The organism is Rhizobium sp. LC145 (genome assembly GCF_001005825.1).
In the GTDB taxonomy this organism is placed as follows: domain Bacteria; phylum Pseudomonadota; class Alphaproteobacteria; order Rhizobiales; family Rhizobiaceae; genus Neorhizobium.
The window spans coordinates 479,863-497,891 of the sequence record NZ_LBHV01000003.1; the positions used below are offsets into that span (position 1 = coordinate 479,863).

Annotated in this window: 19 protein-coding genes, 1 tRNA gene and 1 riboswitch; of the genes, 9 read left to right on the plus strand and 11 right to left on the minus strand. The window is 63.1% G+C overall.

The window, feature by feature from the left end; translation table 11 throughout:
• The first annotated feature begins 48 nt into the window (after positions 1 to 48).
• A complete protein-coding gene (gene argF, locus YH62_RS10700) occupies positions 49 to 966 on the plus strand; it encodes an ornithine carbamoyltransferase (RefSeq protein WP_046794159.1) in 918 nt (305 codons plus the stop codon).
• A 196-nt stretch (positions 967 to 1,162) separates the two neighbouring features.
• The gene (locus YH62_RS10705) at positions 1,163 to 2,152 is read left to right on the plus strand and encodes an Hsp33 family molecular chaperone (protein WP_046794160.1); all 990 of its coding nucleotides are present in this window, start codon (positions 1,163 to 1,165) and stop codon (positions 2,150 to 2,152) included.
• Positions 2,153 to 2,352: 200 nt separating this feature from the next.
• On the opposite strand, the gene YH62_RS10710 is transcribed toward YH62_RS10705, so the two are convergent.
• The 3 genes from YH62_RS10710 to YH62_RS10720 form a co-directional block, all read right to left on the minus strand.
• On the minus strand, positions 2,353 to 3,927 hold the full coding sequence (locus tag YH62_RS10710; RefSeq protein ID WP_046794161.1) for a DUF6351 family protein: 1,575 nt from the start codon (positions 3,925 to 3,927) through the stop codon (positions 2,353 to 2,355).
• Positions 3,928 to 4,037: 110 nt separating this feature from the next.
• Positions 4,038 to 4,430, minus strand: a complete 393-nt coding sequence (gene apaG / locus YH62_RS10715) for a Co2+/Mg2+ efflux protein ApaG (protein WP_046794162.1) — start codon at positions 4,428 to 4,430, stop codon at positions 4,038 to 4,040.
• 153 nt (positions 4,431 to 4,583) lie between these two features.
• The gene (locus tag YH62_RS10720) at positions 4,584 to 5,777 is read right to left on the minus strand and encodes an O-succinylhomoserine sulfhydrylase (RefSeq protein ID WP_046794163.1); all 1,194 of its coding nucleotides are present in this window, start codon (positions 5,775 to 5,777) and stop codon (positions 4,584 to 4,586) included.
• A gap of 50 nt (positions 5,778 to 5,827) precedes the next feature.
• Positions 5,828 to 5,906, minus strand: a riboswitch (SAM riboswitch).
• 72 nt (positions 5,907 to 5,978) lie between these two features.
• On the opposite strand from YH62_RS10720, the gene YH62_RS10725 reads away from it, so the two are divergent.
• Together YH62_RS10725 and YH62_RS10730 are read left to right on the plus strand one after the other, a co-directional pair.
• On the plus strand, positions 5,979 to 7,070 hold the full coding sequence (locus YH62_RS10725) for a 2'-deoxycytidine 5'-triphosphate deaminase (RefSeq protein WP_046794164.1): 1,092 nt from the start codon (positions 5,979 to 5,981) through the stop codon (positions 7,068 to 7,070).
• A gap of 76 nt (positions 7,071 to 7,146) precedes the next feature.
• Positions 7,147 to 7,220 (plus strand) — tRNA-Gly (locus YH62_RS10730).
• Positions 7,221 to 7,297: 77 nt separating this feature from the next.
• Here the strand turns inward: YH62_RS10730 and YH62_RS10735 are convergent.
• Together YH62_RS10735 and YH62_RS10740 are read right to left on the minus strand one after the other, a co-directional pair.
• A complete protein-coding gene (locus YH62_RS10735) occupies positions 7,298 to 7,567 on the minus strand; it encodes a hypothetical protein (RefSeq protein WP_046794165.1) in 270 nt (89 codons plus the stop codon).
• Positions 7,568 to 7,626: 59 nt separating this feature from the next.
• A complete protein-coding gene (locus YH62_RS10740) occupies positions 7,627 to 9,537 on the minus strand; it encodes a glycosyltransferase (protein WP_046794349.1) in 1,911 nt (636 codons plus the stop codon).
• A gap of 55 nt (positions 9,538 to 9,592) precedes the next feature.
• Between YH62_RS10740 and YH62_RS10745 the strand changes: the two genes are divergently transcribed.
• Entirely contained in the window at positions 9,593 to 10,465 is an 873-nt protein-coding gene (locus YH62_RS10745) for a transporter substrate-binding domain-containing protein (RefSeq protein ID WP_046794166.1), read from the plus strand.
• An 89-nt stretch (positions 10,466 to 10,554) separates the two neighbouring features.
• Here YH62_RS10745 and YH62_RS10750 read toward each other — a convergent pair whose 3' ends face one another.
• From YH62_RS10750 to YH62_RS10760, 3 genes are all read right to left on the minus strand, one after another.
• On the minus strand, positions 10,555 to 11,220 hold the full coding sequence (locus YH62_RS10750) for a helix-turn-helix transcriptional regulator (RefSeq protein WP_046794350.1): 666 nt from the start codon (positions 11,218 to 11,220) through the stop codon (positions 10,555 to 10,557).
• 215 nt (positions 11,221 to 11,435) lie between these two features.
• The gene (locus tag YH62_RS10755) at positions 11,436 to 12,083 is read right to left on the minus strand and encodes a response regulator transcription factor (RefSeq protein ID WP_046794167.1); all 648 of its coding nucleotides are present in this window, start codon (positions 12,081 to 12,083) and stop codon (positions 11,436 to 11,438) included.
• 100 nt (positions 12,084 to 12,183) lie between these two features.
• Entirely contained in the window at positions 12,184 to 12,609 is a 426-nt protein-coding gene (locus YH62_RS10760) for a hypothetical protein (RefSeq protein WP_046794168.1), read from the minus strand.
• 97 nt (positions 12,610 to 12,706) lie between these two features.
• Here YH62_RS10760 and YH62_RS10765 point away from each other — a divergent pair, with 97 nt between their 5' ends.
• Together YH62_RS10765 and YH62_RS10770 are read left to right on the plus strand one after the other, a co-directional pair.
• Complete coding sequence (locus YH62_RS10765) at positions 12,707 to 13,054, plus strand: DUF952 domain-containing protein (RefSeq protein ID WP_052760387.1); 348 nt, start codon at positions 12,707 to 12,709, stop codon at positions 13,052 to 13,054.
• Positions 13,051 to 14,142, plus strand: a complete 1,092-nt coding sequence (locus YH62_RS10770; protein ID WP_046794170.1) for a quinone-dependent dihydroorotate dehydrogenase — start codon at positions 13,051 to 13,053, stop codon at positions 14,140 to 14,142. Before YH62_RS10765 ends, YH62_RS10770 begins: the two co-directional genes overlap by 4 nt.
• Here the strand turns inward: YH62_RS10770 and YH62_RS10775 are convergent.
• Positions 14,139 to 14,630: a CAP domain-containing protein gene (locus YH62_RS10775; RefSeq protein WP_046794171.1), complete on the minus strand. Its 492-nt coding sequence runs from the start codon at positions 14,628 to 14,630 to the stop codon at positions 14,139 to 14,141. The two genes, YH62_RS10770 and YH62_RS10775, sit on opposite strands and share 4 nt — an antisense overlap.
• Before the next feature lie 2 nt (positions 14,631 to 14,632).
• Positions 14,633 to 14,899, minus strand: coding sequence for a DUF6460 domain-containing protein (locus tag YH62_RS10780; protein ID WP_046794172.1), 267 nt, complete (start codon positions 14,897 to 14,899; stop codon positions 14,633 to 14,635).
• A gap of 140 nt (positions 14,900 to 15,039) precedes the next feature.
• Between YH62_RS10780 and YH62_RS10785 the strand changes: the two genes are divergently transcribed.
• Positions 15,040 to 15,966 (plus strand): methyltransferase domain-containing protein, encoded by a 927-nt coding sequence (locus YH62_RS10785; RefSeq protein WP_046794173.1) that lies wholly within the window; start codon positions 15,040 to 15,042, stop codon positions 15,964 to 15,966.
• 34 nt (positions 15,967 to 16,000) lie between these two features.
• Here the strand turns inward: YH62_RS10785 and YH62_RS10790 are convergent, their stop codons facing one another.
• Entirely contained in the window at positions 16,001 to 16,918 is a 918-nt protein-coding gene (locus YH62_RS10790) for a LysR family transcriptional regulator (RefSeq protein ID WP_046794174.1), read from the minus strand.
• A 107-nt stretch (positions 16,919 to 17,025) separates the two neighbouring features.
• Here YH62_RS10790 and YH62_RS10795 point away from each other — a divergent pair, with 107 nt between their 5' ends.
• Positions 17,026 to 18,021, plus strand: a complete 996-nt coding sequence (locus YH62_RS10795; RefSeq protein WP_046794175.1) for an SDR family NAD(P)-dependent oxidoreductase — start codon at positions 17,026 to 17,028, stop codon at positions 18,019 to 18,021.
• Positions 18,022 to 18,029: the final 8 nt, after the last annotated feature.

The following is an 18,029-nucleotide window of genomic DNA, read 5'->3' on the forward strand; positions in this document are numbered from 1 at the left end:
ATTCGGAGGGGAGCATTTTCTGTTCCCTCTTCAAGGGAACAATTGGAAATGGCAGCACCGAAGCACTTTATCGATCTTTCCGCCATGTCCTCGCCGGACCTGCGCTCCATCCTCGAGGATGCCAAGAGCCGCAAGCAGGCGACCAAGGCGGGTACGGCTGAAAAGCCGCTGGCCGGCAAGATGCTGGCGATGATCTTCGAAAAGCCTTCCACCCGCACCCGTGTCTCCTTCGATGTCGGCATGCGCCAGCTCGGCGGCGAGACCCTCTTCCTGTCCGGCACGGAAATGCAGCTCGGCCGGGCCGAGACCATCGGCGATACGGCGAAAGTGCTTTCGCGCTACGTCGATGCGATCATGATCCGCACCACCGATCACTCCCGCCTCCTTGAAATGGCGGAGCACGCCACGGTGCCGGTCATCAATGCGCTGACGGACGATACGCATCCCTGCCAGATCATGGCCGATATCATGACCTTCGAGGAGCATCGCGGTCCGATCGCCGGCAAGACGATCGCCTGGACCGGCGACGGCAACAATGTGCTGCACTCCCTGGTGGAAGGTTCCGCCCGCTTCGGTTACCGCATGAACATGGCCGTGCCGATGGGCTCCGAACCGCATGACAAGTTCCTGAACTGGGCGCGCGACAACGGCGGCGATATCATGCTCTGCCATGATGCCGAGCGCGCCGTCGAGGGAGCCCATTGCGTGGTCACCGATACCTGGGTGTCGATGAACCAGGAGCACCGGGCGCGGGGCCACAACATCTTCCAGCCCTATCAGGTCAACGACGCCCTGATGAAGCATGCGGACAAGGACGCCCTCTTCATGCACTGCCTGCCCGCTCACCGCGGCGAAGAGGTCACCGACGAGGTGATCGATGGTCCGCAGTCGGTGGTTTTCGATGAGGCGGAGAACCGGCTGCACGCGCAGAAATCCATTCTCGCGTGGTGCTTCGGCCTGGTTTGACCCTGGGTTTGGCCGCGTCTTGAATTTTTTGGCCGCAGGTCCCATCTGACGGCTTTCCGAACCCGCCGTGCTTGGAAGAGCCGGCGGCGTTCCATCAATCGACATCGTCGACCCTTTTTCGTGCCGCTTGGCGGGTTCCGCTCGGCTTTGCGCATGTGTAAAACTCGGATTCGGGTCGGCGGCAAGGAGTAGAGTCATGGCGGAAGCGACTGTGGAACTGAACGATCTGAACCTCGCCGGAGACGACCGTGTCGTTCCCTTTCAGGTTGAGGGGCTCGACGTGCGTGGGCGGGCGGTGCAGCTTGGGCCGCTGTTGAACGCGATCCTCGGCCGTCACGATTATCCGCCGCCGGTTGCGCGCCTGCTGGCCGAGGCCGTGGTGCTGACCGCGCTTCTCGGCACGTCCCTGAAGTTCGATGGCAAGTTCACGGTGCAGACCAAGGGCGATGGCCCGGTCGATCTGCTGGTCGCCGATTTTTCCACGCCCGATGCCCTGCGCGCCTATGCCCGCTATGACGAGGAAGCGCTTGGCACTGCCATCGAGGAGGGCAAGATCTCCCCGCCGGAGCTGCTCGGCCGTGGCGTGCTCGCCTTCACCATCGATCAGGGGCGGGGCATGCAGCCCTATCAGGGCATCGTGCCGCTCGACGGTTCCTCGCTGGAAGAGATCGCCGGCGTTTATTTTCGCCAGTCGGAGCAGATCCCGACCAAGGTGCGCCTCGGGGTCGCCGAGCTTTTCGATCGCGATGAGGAAGGCCGGCCGCGTCATAACTGGCGTGCCGGCGGCCTGGTCGCGCAATTCCTGCCGCAGGCGCCGGAGCGGATGCGCCAGCCGGACCTGCACGGTGGGGACGGCGACGAGCGCGATAGCGATCTTGCGACCGACGATGCCTGGGCGGAAGCCAGCACGCTGGTGGAAACCATCGATACGGATGAGCTGACGGACCCGCAGGTCGCGATCGAACGCCTGCTCTTCCGCCTGTTCCACGAGCGCGGGGTAAGGGTCTATGAGCCGCAGACGGTCCATGACCGTTGCAGCTGCTCGCGCGAGAAGATCAAGAGCGTGCTCGAAGGCTTCACGGCCGAAGAGATCGAGGCGAGCCAGGAAGACGGCCAGATCGCCGTCACCTGCGAATTCTGCTCGACCACCTACCGCTACGATACGGCGGAATTCGCCGCCGCGTGATTTCCAATGGCGGCGATGATGTGTGATTGCCCCTCACCCTAACCCTCTCCCCGTTTTGACGGGGAGAGGGGACTTGCCCCACGACCCCTTGAGGACACGAAGATGGTGCGGCATATCCCTTCTCCCCGTCAAAACGGGGAGAAGGTGGCGGCAGCCGGATGAGGGGCGTTCTTCTGTATTCCGGTCGGAGAAGAGAACTGTCACGGTATCCTGCACTCGAAATTCGCTCCGTCGTTCACATCTCCGGTGCCGGAGTATTTCGCCACCTGCGGATAGGGGCATAGCGGCCGGGTGCGGATCGAGCTGCCGTCCTTCATCTGGCTCGCCTTTATCATTTCCGGCGCCTTGCCGTTCTCCACCCAGTCCATCAGCGGCGTGAAGGCGTCGAACCTGTCGGTGCCGTAGCCCTCGCGGCAATGGAACATGCCGGGCACCATGAAGAGCCGGTAGAATTCGGCCGCCTTCTCCTCGCCCATCTCCTTGCGCACCGCCTCGTAGTAGTTGACGCCCATCATCGGGTTCAGCGCCGGATCGGCCCAGCCGAAATAGCTGATCATTTTTCCGCCGCGCTTCTGGAATTCGCTGAGGTCTGGATCGGTCGCATTCAGGATGTCGCGGATCATCCCGATCTTCGAATATTCCTTGTCGAAATCGAAGGTCTTCCAGTCTATGTCCTTTCCGGAAGCCGGCAGCAGCGCCATGTTCTTGAGAAAGGTCTCGCCATAGGCGAGCTGACGGCTCGGGCCGTCCTCGGAAACGATCCACAGATCCCAGCCGCTTGCGCCGGTTCCGTCCAATCCCTCCGTGCCCCATGGGATGCCGGGAAAAACCGTCTCGCCGTTTATCTTCACGCCTTCGGCAAGCGTCTTGATCGTCCCTGCCTGCGCCGGGGTGAAGCAATCGTTGCCGCCGGCCTCGCAGATCTTGAGATCTCGTTGAGGGTCGAAATCGCACTGGCGCGGGTCGGCGATCAGCCCGTCCGTCACCCCGTCTATGGCGTCGCATTTGTCCATCACGGCCTTGGCGAGTGCCGGAAGCTGCGCCTTGCTGATAGGCGCCTTCTCCAGCACGCGGGCATTCCATACGCCCCAGACCTGGGTATTGGTGAAATCGAGCACCGGCGCGCCGGCGAGAATCCCGTCGAAATCGCCCGGATAGCGCTGCGCGGCCATCAGCCCTTGCCGGCCGCCGGTCGAGCAGCCGTCCCAGTAGGAAAAGGCCGGATTGCGGTCGTAGTAGCGCGCGGCCATCGCCTTTGCCGTCTGGGCGGTGACGTGCACCGCGCGGGAGGCGTAGTCGATCAGCAGGCTCATGTCCCCGGCGAACTCGCCGAGCCTGTAAGTTGCGGCATCGTGCCCGGTATTCTGCTGCACCGTGAGGAAGCCGCGGGAAAGGGCGGCGTTGCGGGTGGCGATGCGCGGGGGCGCTGCAAGATCCTCGCCCGCATAGCCGCCATTGCCGAACATGTAGAGCCTGCGGTTCCAGTGGTCTGGCAGGGTTACCTCGAAGCGGACCTGCGGGCGGATATAACCCGTCACCTGGCAATGGCCGGGAACATCCGGCGTCTCTTCCACATGCGCAGCCTTGATCGCAGAAATATCGGGGAATGTGGCATTGTTGAGCATCGCACAGGCGATGCGCGGCTCGACCGAGGCAGCGGAAAACTCCCCTCGGTCCTTCTGGTCGATGAAGCTGCTTCGGTTCTGCGCCAATGAAGGCGTGGCGGCGGAGAGTGCGAGAAGAGTGCAGGATGCCAGCAGAAGGGATCGTCTCATCGGGGCTCCTCCCAAAGACCGTGCGTGAGATCTTCAGGATGCCGGTGAGTTCATGCGGCGACAAATAATAATATGGAAGCCGTCCATAAGGAGACGGTTATCGACGGTGTTCAGTTCAGGACCCGCAGCAGGCCGGGGCTGTCGAGCGAGAAGGCGGGAATTTCGACGTCGAAGGTCTCTCCGCTGTCCGTCACCATCTGATAGTGGCCGAACATCATGCCGGAGGGTGTGTCGAGCGGGCAGCCGGAGGAGTATTCATAGGAATCGCCGGGCTTCAGCCTCGGCTGCTCGCCCACCACGCCCGGCCCGTCCACCTCGTCCACCTGGCCGTTCTGGTCGGTGATATGCCAGTAGCGATGCGTCAGCCGCACGGCGACGGCCGAGTGGTTCTCGATGACGATATGGTAACCCCAGACATAGCGGCTTTCCTCCGGATTGGATTGCTCCTCCAGATAGTAAGGCTCGACCGCCACTTCGATGTCTCTTGTCCGGGCGCGATACATGCGAAACCTCGAATGCTCGTGCTTCTGGTATCCCGCAAGAGCGATGGAACGTCAATAAAACTCGCGGGTGGCGCGCCGCCGTTCTGTCGTTGTTGATAACCGGGAGAGTTAACGCGGGGTGATGCGCTTACTCTCCCGATATCATTGCCCCGGTCAGGCCGGGATTTTGGCAAGCGCCTGGGCGAAATCCTCGATCAGGTCCTGCGTGTCCTCAATGCCCGCCGAAAGGCGCACCGTGCCCGCCGAGATGCCGAGTTCGGCGCGGGCCTCGTCGCTGAGGTTCTTGTGCGTCGTGGTGGCCGGATGGGTGATCAGGCTGCGCGTATCGCCGAGATTGTTGGAGATCGTCGCCACCTTCAGCGCGTTCTGGAGCGCGAAGGCCGCCTCCTTGCCGCCCTTGAGCTCGAAGCAGATGAGCGTGGAACCGCCCGTCATCTGCCTGGCGATGATATCTGCCTGCGGATGGTCCTTGCGGCCCGGATAGGTGACTTGCGCCACCTGCTTCTGCTCGGCCAGGAAATCGGCGATCTTCGCGGCGTTCTCCGTCTGCTGCTTGACCCGAAGCGGCAGCGTCTCGACGCCTTTCAGAAGCGTCCAGGCATTGAACGGCGACATGGCCGGCCCGGTATGGCGGAAATAATCGTGCAGGTGCTCGTCGATCCAGGCCTTGTCGGAAAGCACGACGCCGCCGAGGCAGCGGCCCTGGCCGTCGATATGCTTCGTCGCCGAATAGACGACCACATGGGCGCCGAGCTCCAGCGGCCGCTGGAAGAGAGGGGTCGCGAAGACGTTGTCCACCACCACCTTGGCGCCGATCTGATTGGCGAGCTTGGCGACACCCGCGATATCGATCACTTCCAGGGTGGGGTTGGTCGGGCTCTCGAGGAAGAAGACCTTGGTGTTCTTCTGGATCGCCCTTTCCCAGTTCCCGAGATCGCGGCCATCGACCAGCGTGCATTCGATGCCGTATTTGGGGGCGAGCGTCTCGACCACCCAGCGGCAGGAACCGAACAGCGCCCGCGCCGCCACGATGTGGTCGCCCGCCTTGAGCTGGCAGAGGATGGCGGCCGAGACGGCGGCCATGCCGGAGGCGGTGGCGCGGGCATCTTCCGCGCCTTCCAGCATGCACATGCGCTTCTCGAACATGTCGTTGGTAGGGCTGCCGTAGCGGGCGTAGATGAAGCCGTCGGTCTCTCCCTTGAAGCGGGCTTCCGCCGCTTCGGAGTTCTCGTAGACGAAGCCCTGCGTAAGGTAGATCGCTTCCGACATCTCGCCATATTGCGAGCGCAGCGTGCCACCGTGAACGAGTTGAGTTGCGGGGCGCCAGGAATTGGACGGCTTGCTCATGCTTTTTCCCACCTTCAAACAACAAAAAAACCGGCCGCGAAAGCAGACCGGTTTCCATCAACCCGGTCTCTTTAGCCACTTGTTTTACGTGGCTGCAAGCCGACCGGCCAAATCACCACGGGATAAAGCTGCCATACGCCTGCTCTTGGCTTGCGTCAATGGCATCTATTTGGTTTTGTCCGGCAGCATAGGAAAGAAGGCATGACGAGAACCACGGGAATTCTGGCTGACCGCGCGATCGCGGCGCTGTTCGAAACGGGACGCCTCACGTCGGAGAAGGAACTGGATCGCGACCAGATCCAGCCCGCGAGCCTCGACCTGCGCTTGGGCGCAAAGGCCTTCCGCGTGCGTGCGAGCTTCATGCCCGGCCCGGACCATCTGGTGGCCGACAAGCTCGACCGGCTGAAGCTGCATGTGGTCGATCTTTCCGAGGGCGCGGTGCTGGAGACGGGCTGCGTCTACATCGTGCCGCTGATGGAGCGGCTCGACCTGCCGCAGGATATGTCCGCTTCCGCAAACCCGAAGAGCTCCACCGGCCGCCTCGATATCTTCACCCGCGTCATCACCGATTACGCGCAGGAATTCGACAAGATCCCCGCCGGCTATTCCGGCCCGCTCTATCTCGAGATCAGCCCGCGCACTTTCCCGATCGTCGTGCGCCGCGGCTCGCGTCTGTCGCAGATCCGCTTTCGCGTCGGCAATGCGCTTCTCGGCGAACCGGAGCTTCTCAAGCTTCATCGGGAAGAGACGCTGGTCGCCGCCAAGCAGCCGAACGTCAGCGGCGGGGGGATCGCGCTGTCGATCGATCTCACCGGTGATAGGGAAGGGTTGATCGGCTATCGCGGCAAGCACCACACGGCCGTCGTCGATGTCGACAAGAAGGGCGAGCACGATATCTTCGATTTCTGGGAGCCGCTTTATAGCCGCGGCCGCAACGAGCTGATCCTCGATCCGGACGAGTTCTACATTCTCGTCTCGCGGGAAGCCGTGCACGTCCCGCCGCTCTACGCGGCCGAGATGACCCCCTTCGACCCGCTGGTGGGCGAATTCCGCGTGCATTATGCCGGCTTCTTCGACCCCGGTTTCGGCCATGAGGCCGCCGGCGGCCGCGGCAGCCGCGCCGTGCTGGAAGTCCGCAGCCATGAAGTGCCGTTCATCCTGGAAGACGGCCAGATCGTCGGGCGTCTCGTCTACGAGCACATGCTGGAAAAGCCCGAAGGGCTTTACGGCGCCGGCCTCGGTTCCAACTACCAGGCGCAGGGCCTGAAGCTCTCGAAGCATTTCCGCGCCTGATCCCTGGTCTGTCCCTTGGCCTGCTCCCTGACCCTTGACAGAGCGCGCCAACTGTTGGAAGTCTGGCGCTTGAGAGGCGGGTGTAGCTCAATGGTAGAGCAGAAGCTTCCCAAGCTTACGACGAGGGTTCGATTCCCTTCACCCGCTCCATTTCCATACATTTCAGCCAGCTTCCAGCGCGGCGCAAATCCTGGCTTGCGGGGAAGTTTTGACCGTCCGCCACTCTTTCACGCGAGCATTCCCCAGGCGGGGTTCCACTCCACGCCTTCCGACAGCTCGATGAAGATCGGGTGCCTGTCCGCTCCGCGGTTCTTGTTTTCCGCCATGCGCAGCGCGGTCTCGGGGGCCATCTCCTCGCCCGGAAAGATCGTATCGTCCTCGGCGGGATCGGCGACCTTGCGGATGAAGCCGCGGATTTCCTCGCCGGAATGATAGAGCTTGATGATGAGCGAGCCGGGCTCGGGCAGGCCTTGCCTGTAGCGATGATAGATATGCATCTTCTCCTCCGTGGTTGACCCGCCTTACCTGACCTCGGAGGTATGAAAATGTTCCGCGTCTAACCGCTTCTCGCGGGAGCGGTCGGCGCATGCGGCGTCTTGTTCCAGAAGAAGGGCTTGGAGCGCAGCTCCGCCACGGCGCGCCATGCCGCATAGGATACCATCAGCCAGTAAAGCGGCATGACGAGCCAGCGCCGCCCGATAAGCTGTCTTTCATGCGGGATCATGGGGAAGTAGCCGAGCCCCAGGAAGACAAGATAGCTGCCCACGATGTTCATGAAGTCCATGGCAAGAAGCGTGAGCCGGAGAGGGGACAGCTCTTCCTCCGCCTGGAAGATATGTATGATCCCGCTCGTCACGAGCAGCACGATCGAGGGATGGATCAGCGCGGAAAGCAGCATTCCGCCGATGAGCATGTGGAAGGTCATGAAGGCTGCAAGGCCCATTTCGCGCGCCGATCGGCGCGGATCGCGCATCATCACCAGCCAGGTCTGCAGCCAGCCCTTGTACCAGCGGGTCCTCTGACCGGTCCAGACGCGCCAGCCTGTCGGCGCGTCTTCGAGTGTCTGCCGCTTCAGCGTCTCGGTCCGGTATCCAAGACGGTAGAGCCGCATGCCGAGATCGGCGTCTTCCGTGACGTTGAACGGGTCCCAGCCGCCCGCCGCCTTGAGGATACGGGTCCGGAAATGGTTGGATGTGCCGCCGAGGGGAAGCGGCAAGCGGAAATTCGCAAGAACGGGCAATGTCGCGCGGAAATGCGAGGCATATTCCATCGCGAACAGGGCGGAGATCGGCGATTGCTCGATATTGCTGATGATGAGCGGTGATTGCAGGCAGGCGACCTCATCGGGAGAATTGCGGAAGCGGGCATAGGCCTCCCGCAATTGCTTGGGATGCGGCCGGTCCTCCGCGTCGTAGATCGCCAGGAATTCGCCGCGGGCGCCGCTCAGCGCATAGGAAAGCGCCTTGGGCTTGGTGCGGGGGCCGAAATCCGGCACCTCGACGATCTCGAATTGCGGGCCGAGCGCCTGCGCCTTCAGGGCCTCGATCGTTTCCCGGTCGTCAGCCTCGCAGACCAGCTTGATATCGAGCTTGGATGCCGGCCAATCGAGCCGCTTGAGAACTCCGGCCAGTTGTTCGGCGACCGCCGCCTCGCGATAGAGCGCCACCATCACGGTGTAAACGGGCACCGGGCCGTCTGGGGCAGGCTCCTCCTTCGGCGCCTTCAGGCGGAAATGTAAAAGGAAAGTGCCGAGCCGAAGCAGGAGCAGAGCGAAATAGAGAAAGGTGGCGGTCACATGCAGCGCGAGCAGGGTCGGGGAGGGGATGATGGCGAGCGCCGCAAGCAGGGTGAAGAGCACCACGCCGCACCAGAAACCCTGCCGGCCGGAGATCACGATCCGTGCCGAGAGGCCGGGAGAATCATCAAAAAGGCCTGAAACCACGGCGCGCACGCGGCGCTTCGCGCCGGCTGCCCAAACCGCCTGCCTTACCGCCCGCCGTCCCGTCACCACCATGCCCGACCGCAGGTCGGGCATGGCGTCCAGCATGCCGGCAAGAGTGGCGAGCTTCGCGGCTTCGGGAACGATCGCGATCTCCGGCGAGCGGGACGCGTGCTCGAGCCGGATTTGCCGGGGCTCGCGCAATTGCGAATCCTGCCAGGGCATGTCGCGGACGCATTCGGGGTCCAGTTCCGGCAGGAAGGGAAGGCGAAGCAGCCGCGCGACCGCGCCGTAATAAGCCTCCTCGCTCACCTGGCCGTCGCTCAGCAGCTCGGTCTCAAGTGTCGTTCCATTGCGCCGCGCTCTTTCGCGCAGCGTCGCGATCAGTGGTTTCGAAAAGCCGAGCGCCGCAAGCACTGCGCCCTCATCGGCGGCGGGCGCTGTCGCGATGTTCTTTTTGTGCGTGGGGATGCTGAACTCGTGGCGGCGCGACGGCCGAAATGCCTGAGAATATTCCCCTATACGCATGACTCTGATAAACCCCTGGCCATAGAGGCCGCCTGTCCCGTTTCGGATCATAGAGATGCACGTTATGGTTTCACCCCTGGGAACACGGGGGTTATTGAAGTTTTTACTGTGCCTTTCGGCGCTGGCGATTTTGCCCGTTGCCGCACTCGGCCAGGTAGCCGGCAATCTGCCCGTCCTGTTCGACGCGCGTGAGCGATTGGCCCGCCCGGACCTCTCGACCGTCATGCGGGTGCGGATCCTGACCACCGTCGATTTCCCGCCCTTCAATTTTGCCGATCAGAATGGCCGGCTTTCCGGCTTTCACGTGGATCTCGCCCGCGAAATCTGCGCGGAACTGAAGATCGAAGCCAAGTGCCAGATCCAGGCTCTGCCCTTCGAGGAGCTGGAAAAGACGCTGGAGGAAGGGGGCGGCGAAGCGGTGATGGCGGGCATCGCGATCACCCCGGAACGGCGCAGCCGCTTCGCCTTTTCCCGGCCCTACATCACGGTTCCGGCGCGCTTTGCCCGCAATCGTTCGGCCCGGATCGAGGGTGAGACTGCCGCCGCTCTTGCGGGCAGGCCTGTGGGGGTCGTGAAGGATACCGCCCATGAACTGATGCTGAAAGCCTTCTTCCCGAAGCTGGTCGCGACACCCTTCGAGACCAACGAGGCCATGCTTGCCGCCCTGAAGGCAGGCCGGGTCGATGCGGTCTTTTCCGATGGCTTGAGATTGCCCTTCTGGGTGGTCGGCGAGGCTTCCGAAAACTGCTGTGCCCTGTTCGATGGGCCCTATATGTCGGAGAAGTTCCTAGGCGAAGGGCTTACGGTCATGCTGCGCGGGAACGAGCCCGATCTCGCGCTGGCCTTCGATCATGCCCTTGCAACCCTGTCGCGCAATGGCCGATTGCAGGAGATTTACCTGCGCTATTTCCCTTACGGACTTTATTAACCGAGCCGGAGCAGGAAATTAATCCTACTCACTACTCACTACTCACTACTCACTACTCACTACTCACTACCCACTACTCGCTACTCACGTCACTGGCTCGCCCATATGATCCGGGCCACCCACTCCACCTCGGTCATGTCGAAGCTGCGGTTTGGATGCTCGGAATTGAGCGATGTGAGTTCGATCGCGCGCGCGCTCTGCCGCATGAGGATTTTCGCCATAACCTCGCCCTCGCGCGTCTTGACGACCACGCGGTCGCCGCGCCGCACCTGCGCGCCCGGATCGATGATGAGCACATCGCCGTCCCGGTAGAGCGGCATCATCGAATCCCCCTGTACCTCCAGCGCGTAGACGCCGGTCTTGTGGGAGGGAGCCGCGGGAAATTCAACCACGTCCCAGCCCTGTCCGGCGGGAAAGCCGCCATCGTCGAAAAAACCGCCGGCTCCCGCCTGGGCGAAGCCAAGCAGGGGGATCGCGCTCCTCTGCGGCGGGAAGGCGCCTTCCGGAATTCGCGAACGTCCCGATGCGGAAGTGAGATAGCCGGTGAACTGCTCCATGGTGGTGCCGGTGGCGTCCAGCACCTTCGAGATGGACTCGGTCGATGGCCAGCGCAGCCGGCCATCCGTGCCGAACCGCTTCGATTTGTTGAACGAGGTCGGGTCGAGACCGGCACGCCGCGCCAAGCCCGAGGGAGTGAGCTGATGACGTTCGGCAAGCAGGTCGATCGTCTTCCAGATATCCTCATGTTTCAGCATCATCATCGCGCTCCGGTGCGGGGACCTTCCCGCGCGCCTGTTCACGGCCGAAAACCGCGGACGGGACTTGTCCGTCGGTCATGTACCCGCAGCCTGGTGCGGGGATGCCTCGGTCATCCTTTATTTACCTTGGATATTATCCAAACCGGAATTGCGCGTAAAGACGGGAGAGGAATAAAATCCTCTCCACTTCGGACTCTGAAAGTCGATCGGTTTTAGGCCACCAGCGCCATGTTGATCTTGCCGAGCTTGATGACGGCCTGCGTGCGGCTGTCGACATTGAGCTTCAGAAGGATCGCCGAGACATGGGCCTTGATCGTGGCTTCCGATACCCCGAGCTCATAGGCGATCTGCTTGTTGAGCAGCCCTTCGCCCAACATGGTGAGCACGCGGCTCTGCTGAGGCGTCAGCGTCTTCAGCCGGTCGATGATTTCGGTGAGCCCCGCATCTTCCTCGGAAACGGAGAGATCGCATTTCGGCGCCCAGATATCGCCCTCCAGCACCGCCTGGATGCCGGCGCGGATATCGTCGAGGCCCGAGGATTTGGAAATGAAGCCCGAAGCGCCGAGCTCCAGCGCCCGGCGGATCGTGCTGCCGTCGTCGCTTGCCGAAACGATCACGATCGGCAGGCTGGAAAACTCCGCCCGGAGCGACATCAGGCCGGAAAAGCCGCTGACGCCGGGCATTGCGAGATCGAGCAGCATCAGGTCGGCGTCCGGGTTTTCCGCTGCCGCCTGCCGCGCCGCCTCGAAGTCTCCCGCCTCGATGATGACCTGACGCTCGGCAATGCCCTGCACCGCCTGGCTCAGCGCGCCGCGAAAAAGAGGATGGTCGTCTGCGATGATGATAGTGAGTGTCTGCATTCCCACGCCCCCTCCCAAGAGCATAGTCGTGCTAATTCCTTGCGGTTAGCCGCATAAAGAATTTGTAACCCTCTCCGCCCGCCGAGACAAGAGCGGGAAATCAGGTCCGGTTCGGCTGCGGTTCTTGAGCATTCCGCTCGCTGGTGAAGTCCTGGACGATCGCCATGAAGCGCCGCATGAACCGTTCCATGATGGAGAGCGTCTGCTCGATCTCTTCTTCGCCGGGCACCCGGCTGGCCGGCGGATTGGCGCCCTTCTGCTCCAGCGCCGCCACCCGTTTTTCGAGAAGCTCCAGCTCCCGCTCATAGGCTGCCCGCTCGTCCGCCGCCATGCGGCAGGTGAGGTTTCCGCCTTCGTCGCGGCAGAGCGTCATCGCGCCGGTTTCGGTGTCGAGTCGCACGAAGCCGCCGTTTTCCGTTTTCTCCAGCCGGAAACGTGTTTCCGGCGCCTCCTGGGCAAGGCCGGTGCCCGGCAGAAGGAGGGCTCCCATGAGAAGCGCTTTTGTCGTGAATGCCGGTCTTTTCATGTCGTGATCCTCTTGACCCCGGTGGACAAGCGCCGGTCTTTGCGGCAAACCGCTGCCGACAAGCCCCACCAGTCTACTCCCGCTCCGAGAGCCTGATATGACGAATATAGTGTACAAGATCGTGCCGGAAATGCTCTGGCAGGAAGCCCGGCAAAAAGGCGTGTTCGAAGGCGCGGAAATCGATTTGCGCGACGGCTATATCCACTTCTCGACCTCCTCGCAGGCAAGGGAGACGGCAAGGCTGCATTTTTCCGGCGCCACCGGTCTTCTCCTCGTCGCGATCGAAGGAGACCGCCTCGGAGAAGCGCTGAAATTCGAACCCTCGCGCGGCGGCGATCTTTTCCCGCATCTTTATGGAAACCTGCCGCTTTCGGCCGTGCTCTGGGAAATGCCGCTGCGTCTCGGCGTCGATGGCCAGCACGCCTTTCCGGAGATCATGCCATGATCGGCCGCTTCTCCGATCTTGCCCGGCAGGGGCTCTTCCTCTTCGATCCGGAAACGGCCCACGGCCTTTCCATCGCCGCGCTGAAATCCGGCGTCGTGCCGGCCTGCCGGGTGCCGCGCGATCCCCGTCTTGCCCAGACGATTGCCGGTATCCGCTTCGAAAATCCGCTCGGCATGGCTGCCGGCTACGACAAGAACGCCGAAGTGCCGGATGCGCTCTTGAAGCTCGGCTTCGGCTTTGCCGAAATCGGCACGGTGACGCCGAAACCGCAGGCGGGCAACGACAAGCCGCGGATTTTCCGCCTGACGGCCGATCGCGCCGTCATCAACCGGCTCGGCTTCAACAATGAGGGCCATGACGCGGCCTTGGCCCGGCTGTCCGCCCGGCGCAATGCGCCCGGCGTGGTCGGCGTCAACATCGGCGCCAACAAGGACAGTGCCGATCGCGTCGCCGATTACGTCCTCGGCATCCGCAAGTTCTATGCGGTGGCCACCTATTTCACCGTCAACATCTCCTCGCCCAATACGCCCGGCCTGCGCGACCTGCAGGCGCGCGAAAGCCTCCGCGGTCTGCTGGAAGCCGTGCTTGCGGCCCGCGCTGAAGAGGCCGTGCGTCACGGCCGCTCCGTGCCAGTCTTCCTGAAGATCGCGCCCGATCTTGCCGAGGAAGGGCTGGACGATGTGGCGGCGGAAGCGCTGGATCACCCTCTGGATGGGCTCATCGTTTCCAATACGACTCTTTCCCGAGATGGCTTGAGCGACCGCGCTCAGGCGGGCGAGGCGGGAGGCCTGTCCGGCGCGCCGCTCTTCAAGCGCTCGACGGCCGTCCTTGCGAAGATGCGCAAGCGCGTCGGCCCCGCCTTGCCGATCGTCGGCGTCGGTGGCGTCGGCAGCGCCGAGGATGTGCTGGAAAAGATCCGGGCCGGGGCCGATCTGGTGCAGCTCTATTCCTGCATGGTCTATGAAGGGCCGGGGCTTCCGGCCAGGATATTGCGCGGGCTTCCCCGCCTTCTCGATGCGGAGAAGGTCTCCTCCATCCGGGACCTGCGCGACACTGCCGTGGATCGCTGGGCGGGCGAGAAGCTCTAAGCCGAAAGCACCATGGCCCAATAGGGCTCCGATGCCGGCGAGGCGCGGGCGACCGCGACGCCGAGGCCCCGATAGCCGCCGCCGAGCATGTTCTTCAGGTGGCTCGGCGAATCGATCCAGGCCTGCACGGCGGCTTCCACGCTCGTCTGGCCTGCCGCGATGTTTTCGGCCGCCGGCAGCGCCACGCCGTTGCGCTTCATCCTTCCGCCAAAATCGTCGCCGAAGCCGATCAGGTGCTTCATCTCGTTGGCCTTGGCCATGCGCATGGCCTGCTGGACCGCGGCCTTTCGGGCTGGAGTATTAGGAGAAAGGCTTGCAAGCCCGCTTCCCTGGCGAACCCTGTTGACCATGGGAAGGGCCGCCGTCGTTTCGTCCTCGGCGCCGGGCGTGGGCGTCAGCACCCTGGTGGCGGAGCAGCCGGAAAGCAGCAGGCCCATGCCGGAAAGCACGAGGAAACCCCGCCGGGAAGGTGTCAGGATATGGCTCATGGTTAGCGGCGGTAGCTCAGGAGACGCAGGATGAGGAAGATCGGGATGACGATGACCGCGCCCAGCACCAGATAGTTGCCGACCCGTCCCAGCGCCCTGAAGCCGTTATACCAGAGGTCCAGGAACCAATAGCGGATGCTGTCGACGATATTGTCCGGCGTGAAGCCGAAAAACGCCAGCACGAAGCCCACGATCAGGCATACCACGATCAGCTTGATGATGGTCCGTCCAGGGGTATCTCCGAGAAACCTGTTCACCGGGTCCGACATGCTCTTCCTTCTCCGAATTGCCTGAAAGCCAGATAATCACGGCTTTCCCGCGCCGCAAGCATTTCGAGCCCCACCTCAGATAGAACTTGAGTTTTTTTGTGGCTTCGGCCAAGAACCCGCACCCTTCTTCTGGAACGCGCATGACGCCCAATCAGTTTTCCTCCGGCGATGTCATCGCCGATCGCCGCGCCGATTATGCCCGCATGCTCGACGAGGGCGGTGATGCGCCGGCTGCGGCGGAATTGATGGAGCAGGCGCTCGAACTGGCGCCCGGCTGGGCGGCCGGCTGGTTCCGGCTCGGCGAATACCGGGAAAAGGCAGACCTGAAGACGGGCGCCGTTGCGGCCTTCCGCCAGGCGCTCTCCCTCGATCCCGAGGATGTCTTCGGTGCCACGCTGAAGCTCGCGCTTCTCGGCGCGGAGGAGGTTCCCGTCACACCCCCGAGCCGTTACGTGGAGGGTCTCTTCGACGATTATGCCGACCGCTTCGATACGGCCCTTGTCGAAAAGCTCGACTACAGCGTTCCGCCGAAGCTCGCCGCGCTGGTCAGCCCGCATGGCCCGTTCCGCCTGGTGGTGGACCTCGGCTGCGGCACCGGGCTCTTCGGCGAGGAGATCCGTGCATCGGCCGGGCGGCTCGAAGGTTTCGATCTTTCGGCGAACATGCTGGCCAAGGCGGAAGCGAAGGGGTTTTACGATCATCTCGGCCAGGCGGACCTGAGCCTGCCCGCGGAAGGATCGGGATTGTTTGCAGAAGGGCTTGCCGCCCAGCGCGCCGATCTCGTCTCGGCCGCCGACGTGCTGATGTATCTCGGCTCTCTCGAAACGGTGTTCCCGCTCGTGATTGAACTGCTGGCGCCGGGAGGGCTCTTCGCCTTCTCGGTGGAAGAGGCAGGGGAGGGTTTCACCCTGCGGGACTCGCTGCGCTATGCGCACTCGGAAACCTATATCCGCGCTCTCCTCGAGCGTTACGGCCTCTCCCTTCTGGCGCTGGAAAAGACCGTCATTCGCACCGACGCCGGAAAACCCATTCGCGGTATTCTGTTTCTGTCGCGCCGTAAGGTTTGAGTTGGCGGTTTTCCGCTTTCTTTTTCCTATCTCGTCACTCGGCCGCCGCCGGAACTTGCTCCGAGGGCGAACCGGCCTGCGCGATGACGAAATCGAGAAATACCCGTAAAGCCGCCGGCATGTGCCGGTTGCTGGGATAAATGATGTTCATCGAGCCGCCGTCAACGCCGTAGTCGGGCAGGACCTGTTCGAGCGCGCCGGCCTCCAGATCGTGGCGGATGAGTGCCAGCGGCAGCAATGCGATGCCGAGCCCTGCGAGCGCTGCCTGGACCTCGGCATAGGAGCCGTCGACAGCGATGCGAGCCCGTACCGCGACCTCTCGCCAGCCATCCGGCCCCTTGAGGCGCCACACCTCGTTGTCGAGCGTGGGGCCGAAGGCCACGCAATCGTGGTCTTTTAGGTCTTCGAGACGGTCGGGACGGCCGCGCCGGGCGAGATAGCCGGGACTGGCCACAAGAGCCAGCCGGCTGGTGCCCAGCCGGCGCGTGATCAGGCTTGAATCGGGCAGCCGACCAGTGCGAAAGGCGAGATCGAAGCCTTCGCCGATCAAGTCCACGGGATCGTCCGTCAGCTTCAGTTCGATCTTCACCTTCTCGTGGTTCTGCAGGAATTCCGCGATCCACCGCATCAGCTTGCGCGTACCGAAGCCCACGGGCGCGGCAATCCGCAGCATGCCGGCGGGCTCGGCCTGAGCGGCGGCAATTCTTTCTCTGGCCCTTTCGATGCTGGATAGTCCGGCAATCGCATCCTCGTAATAGGCGCGGCCAAGGGCGGTCAGCGTGACGCGCCGTGTCGTGCGCTGCAGAAGCCGTGCGTCGAGCGCGGCCTCGAGCTGCGCGATCTTGCGGCTGAGCGTAGCCTTCGGCATGCCGATCGCGCGTGCGGCGGCGGAAAAGCTGCCCGTCTCCACCACCTTGGCGAAGAGCGCGATGTGGTTCAGGTCGAGAGCCATTGTTGTTATAGCCAAGACAGTTATTTGCAATTGTCCTGACTACCACAACGAGCGCGCGAACGCCATTCTGTTTCCGAAGAGACCTTTCGGAACAGAGGAGTGTGACCATGCTGGACAGGATGAACATCTCGCGCCGGTCGATGCTTGCGGGCAGTGCCGCCGTCGCTGCCCTTGCCATGACCGGCAACGGCTGGGCTCAGGCACCGGCCGGTGAGCGGCCCGTCGTGCTGATCACCGGGACCAGTTCCGGCTTCGGCAGGCTGATGGCGGAGGGCTTCGCGCGGAAAGGCGCATATGTGATTGCCACCATGCGCGAAATGGAGGGCCGGAATGCTCCGGCCGCCGGAGAGTTGCGGGCGCTTTCCGGCGATGACGTGACCATCGATGTGCTGGAGATCGACGTGCTGGATGACCGATCGGTCAGCGAAGGCGTGGCGCGCGCGATCGCAAACGCCGGACGCATCGACATTCTGGTGAGCAATGCTGGCATCGTCGTGCCCGGACCCGTCGAACTGCAAACGCCGGCCGATTTCGCCTCGAACATCGAAACGAACCTCGGTGGGGCGCTCAGGATGTACCGGGCCGTCGTGCCCCATATGCGCGAACAGGGCCGGGGAGCCATCATTCAGATGTCGAGTGCGCTCGGGCGCGCGATCGATCCGATGCTGGGCGGTTACTGTGCCTCCAAGCTGGCGGTGGAGGCGGCGGCCGACGCGCTTGCCTACGAAGTGGCGGCCTCGAATATCGAGGTTTCGATCGTCCAGCCGGCGGGGGCTTATCCGACGCGGCTTCAGGAAAATGCGATACGCTATTGGGAAGAGATGCTGGCTCGCCTCGGTCCGGCCGGACAGGCGAAACGCGATCTCTATGCGCGGCACATCGAAGCGATGCTTGGAGGTCTCGAGCCCGACCGCAGCCTCGATCCCCGGGAAGTTTCCGAAGCCGTGATCGAGCTTGCCTCGCTGCCCTTCGGCGAACGGCCGGGTCGTCTCACCGTCGGACCTTACAAGGATGGTATCGATCCCGTGAACGCCGCGCATGACCGGCTGCAAGGCGAGATGATGCAGCACAATCCGATGGCAGATATTCTGACGCCCGGCTAAGCCGTCGC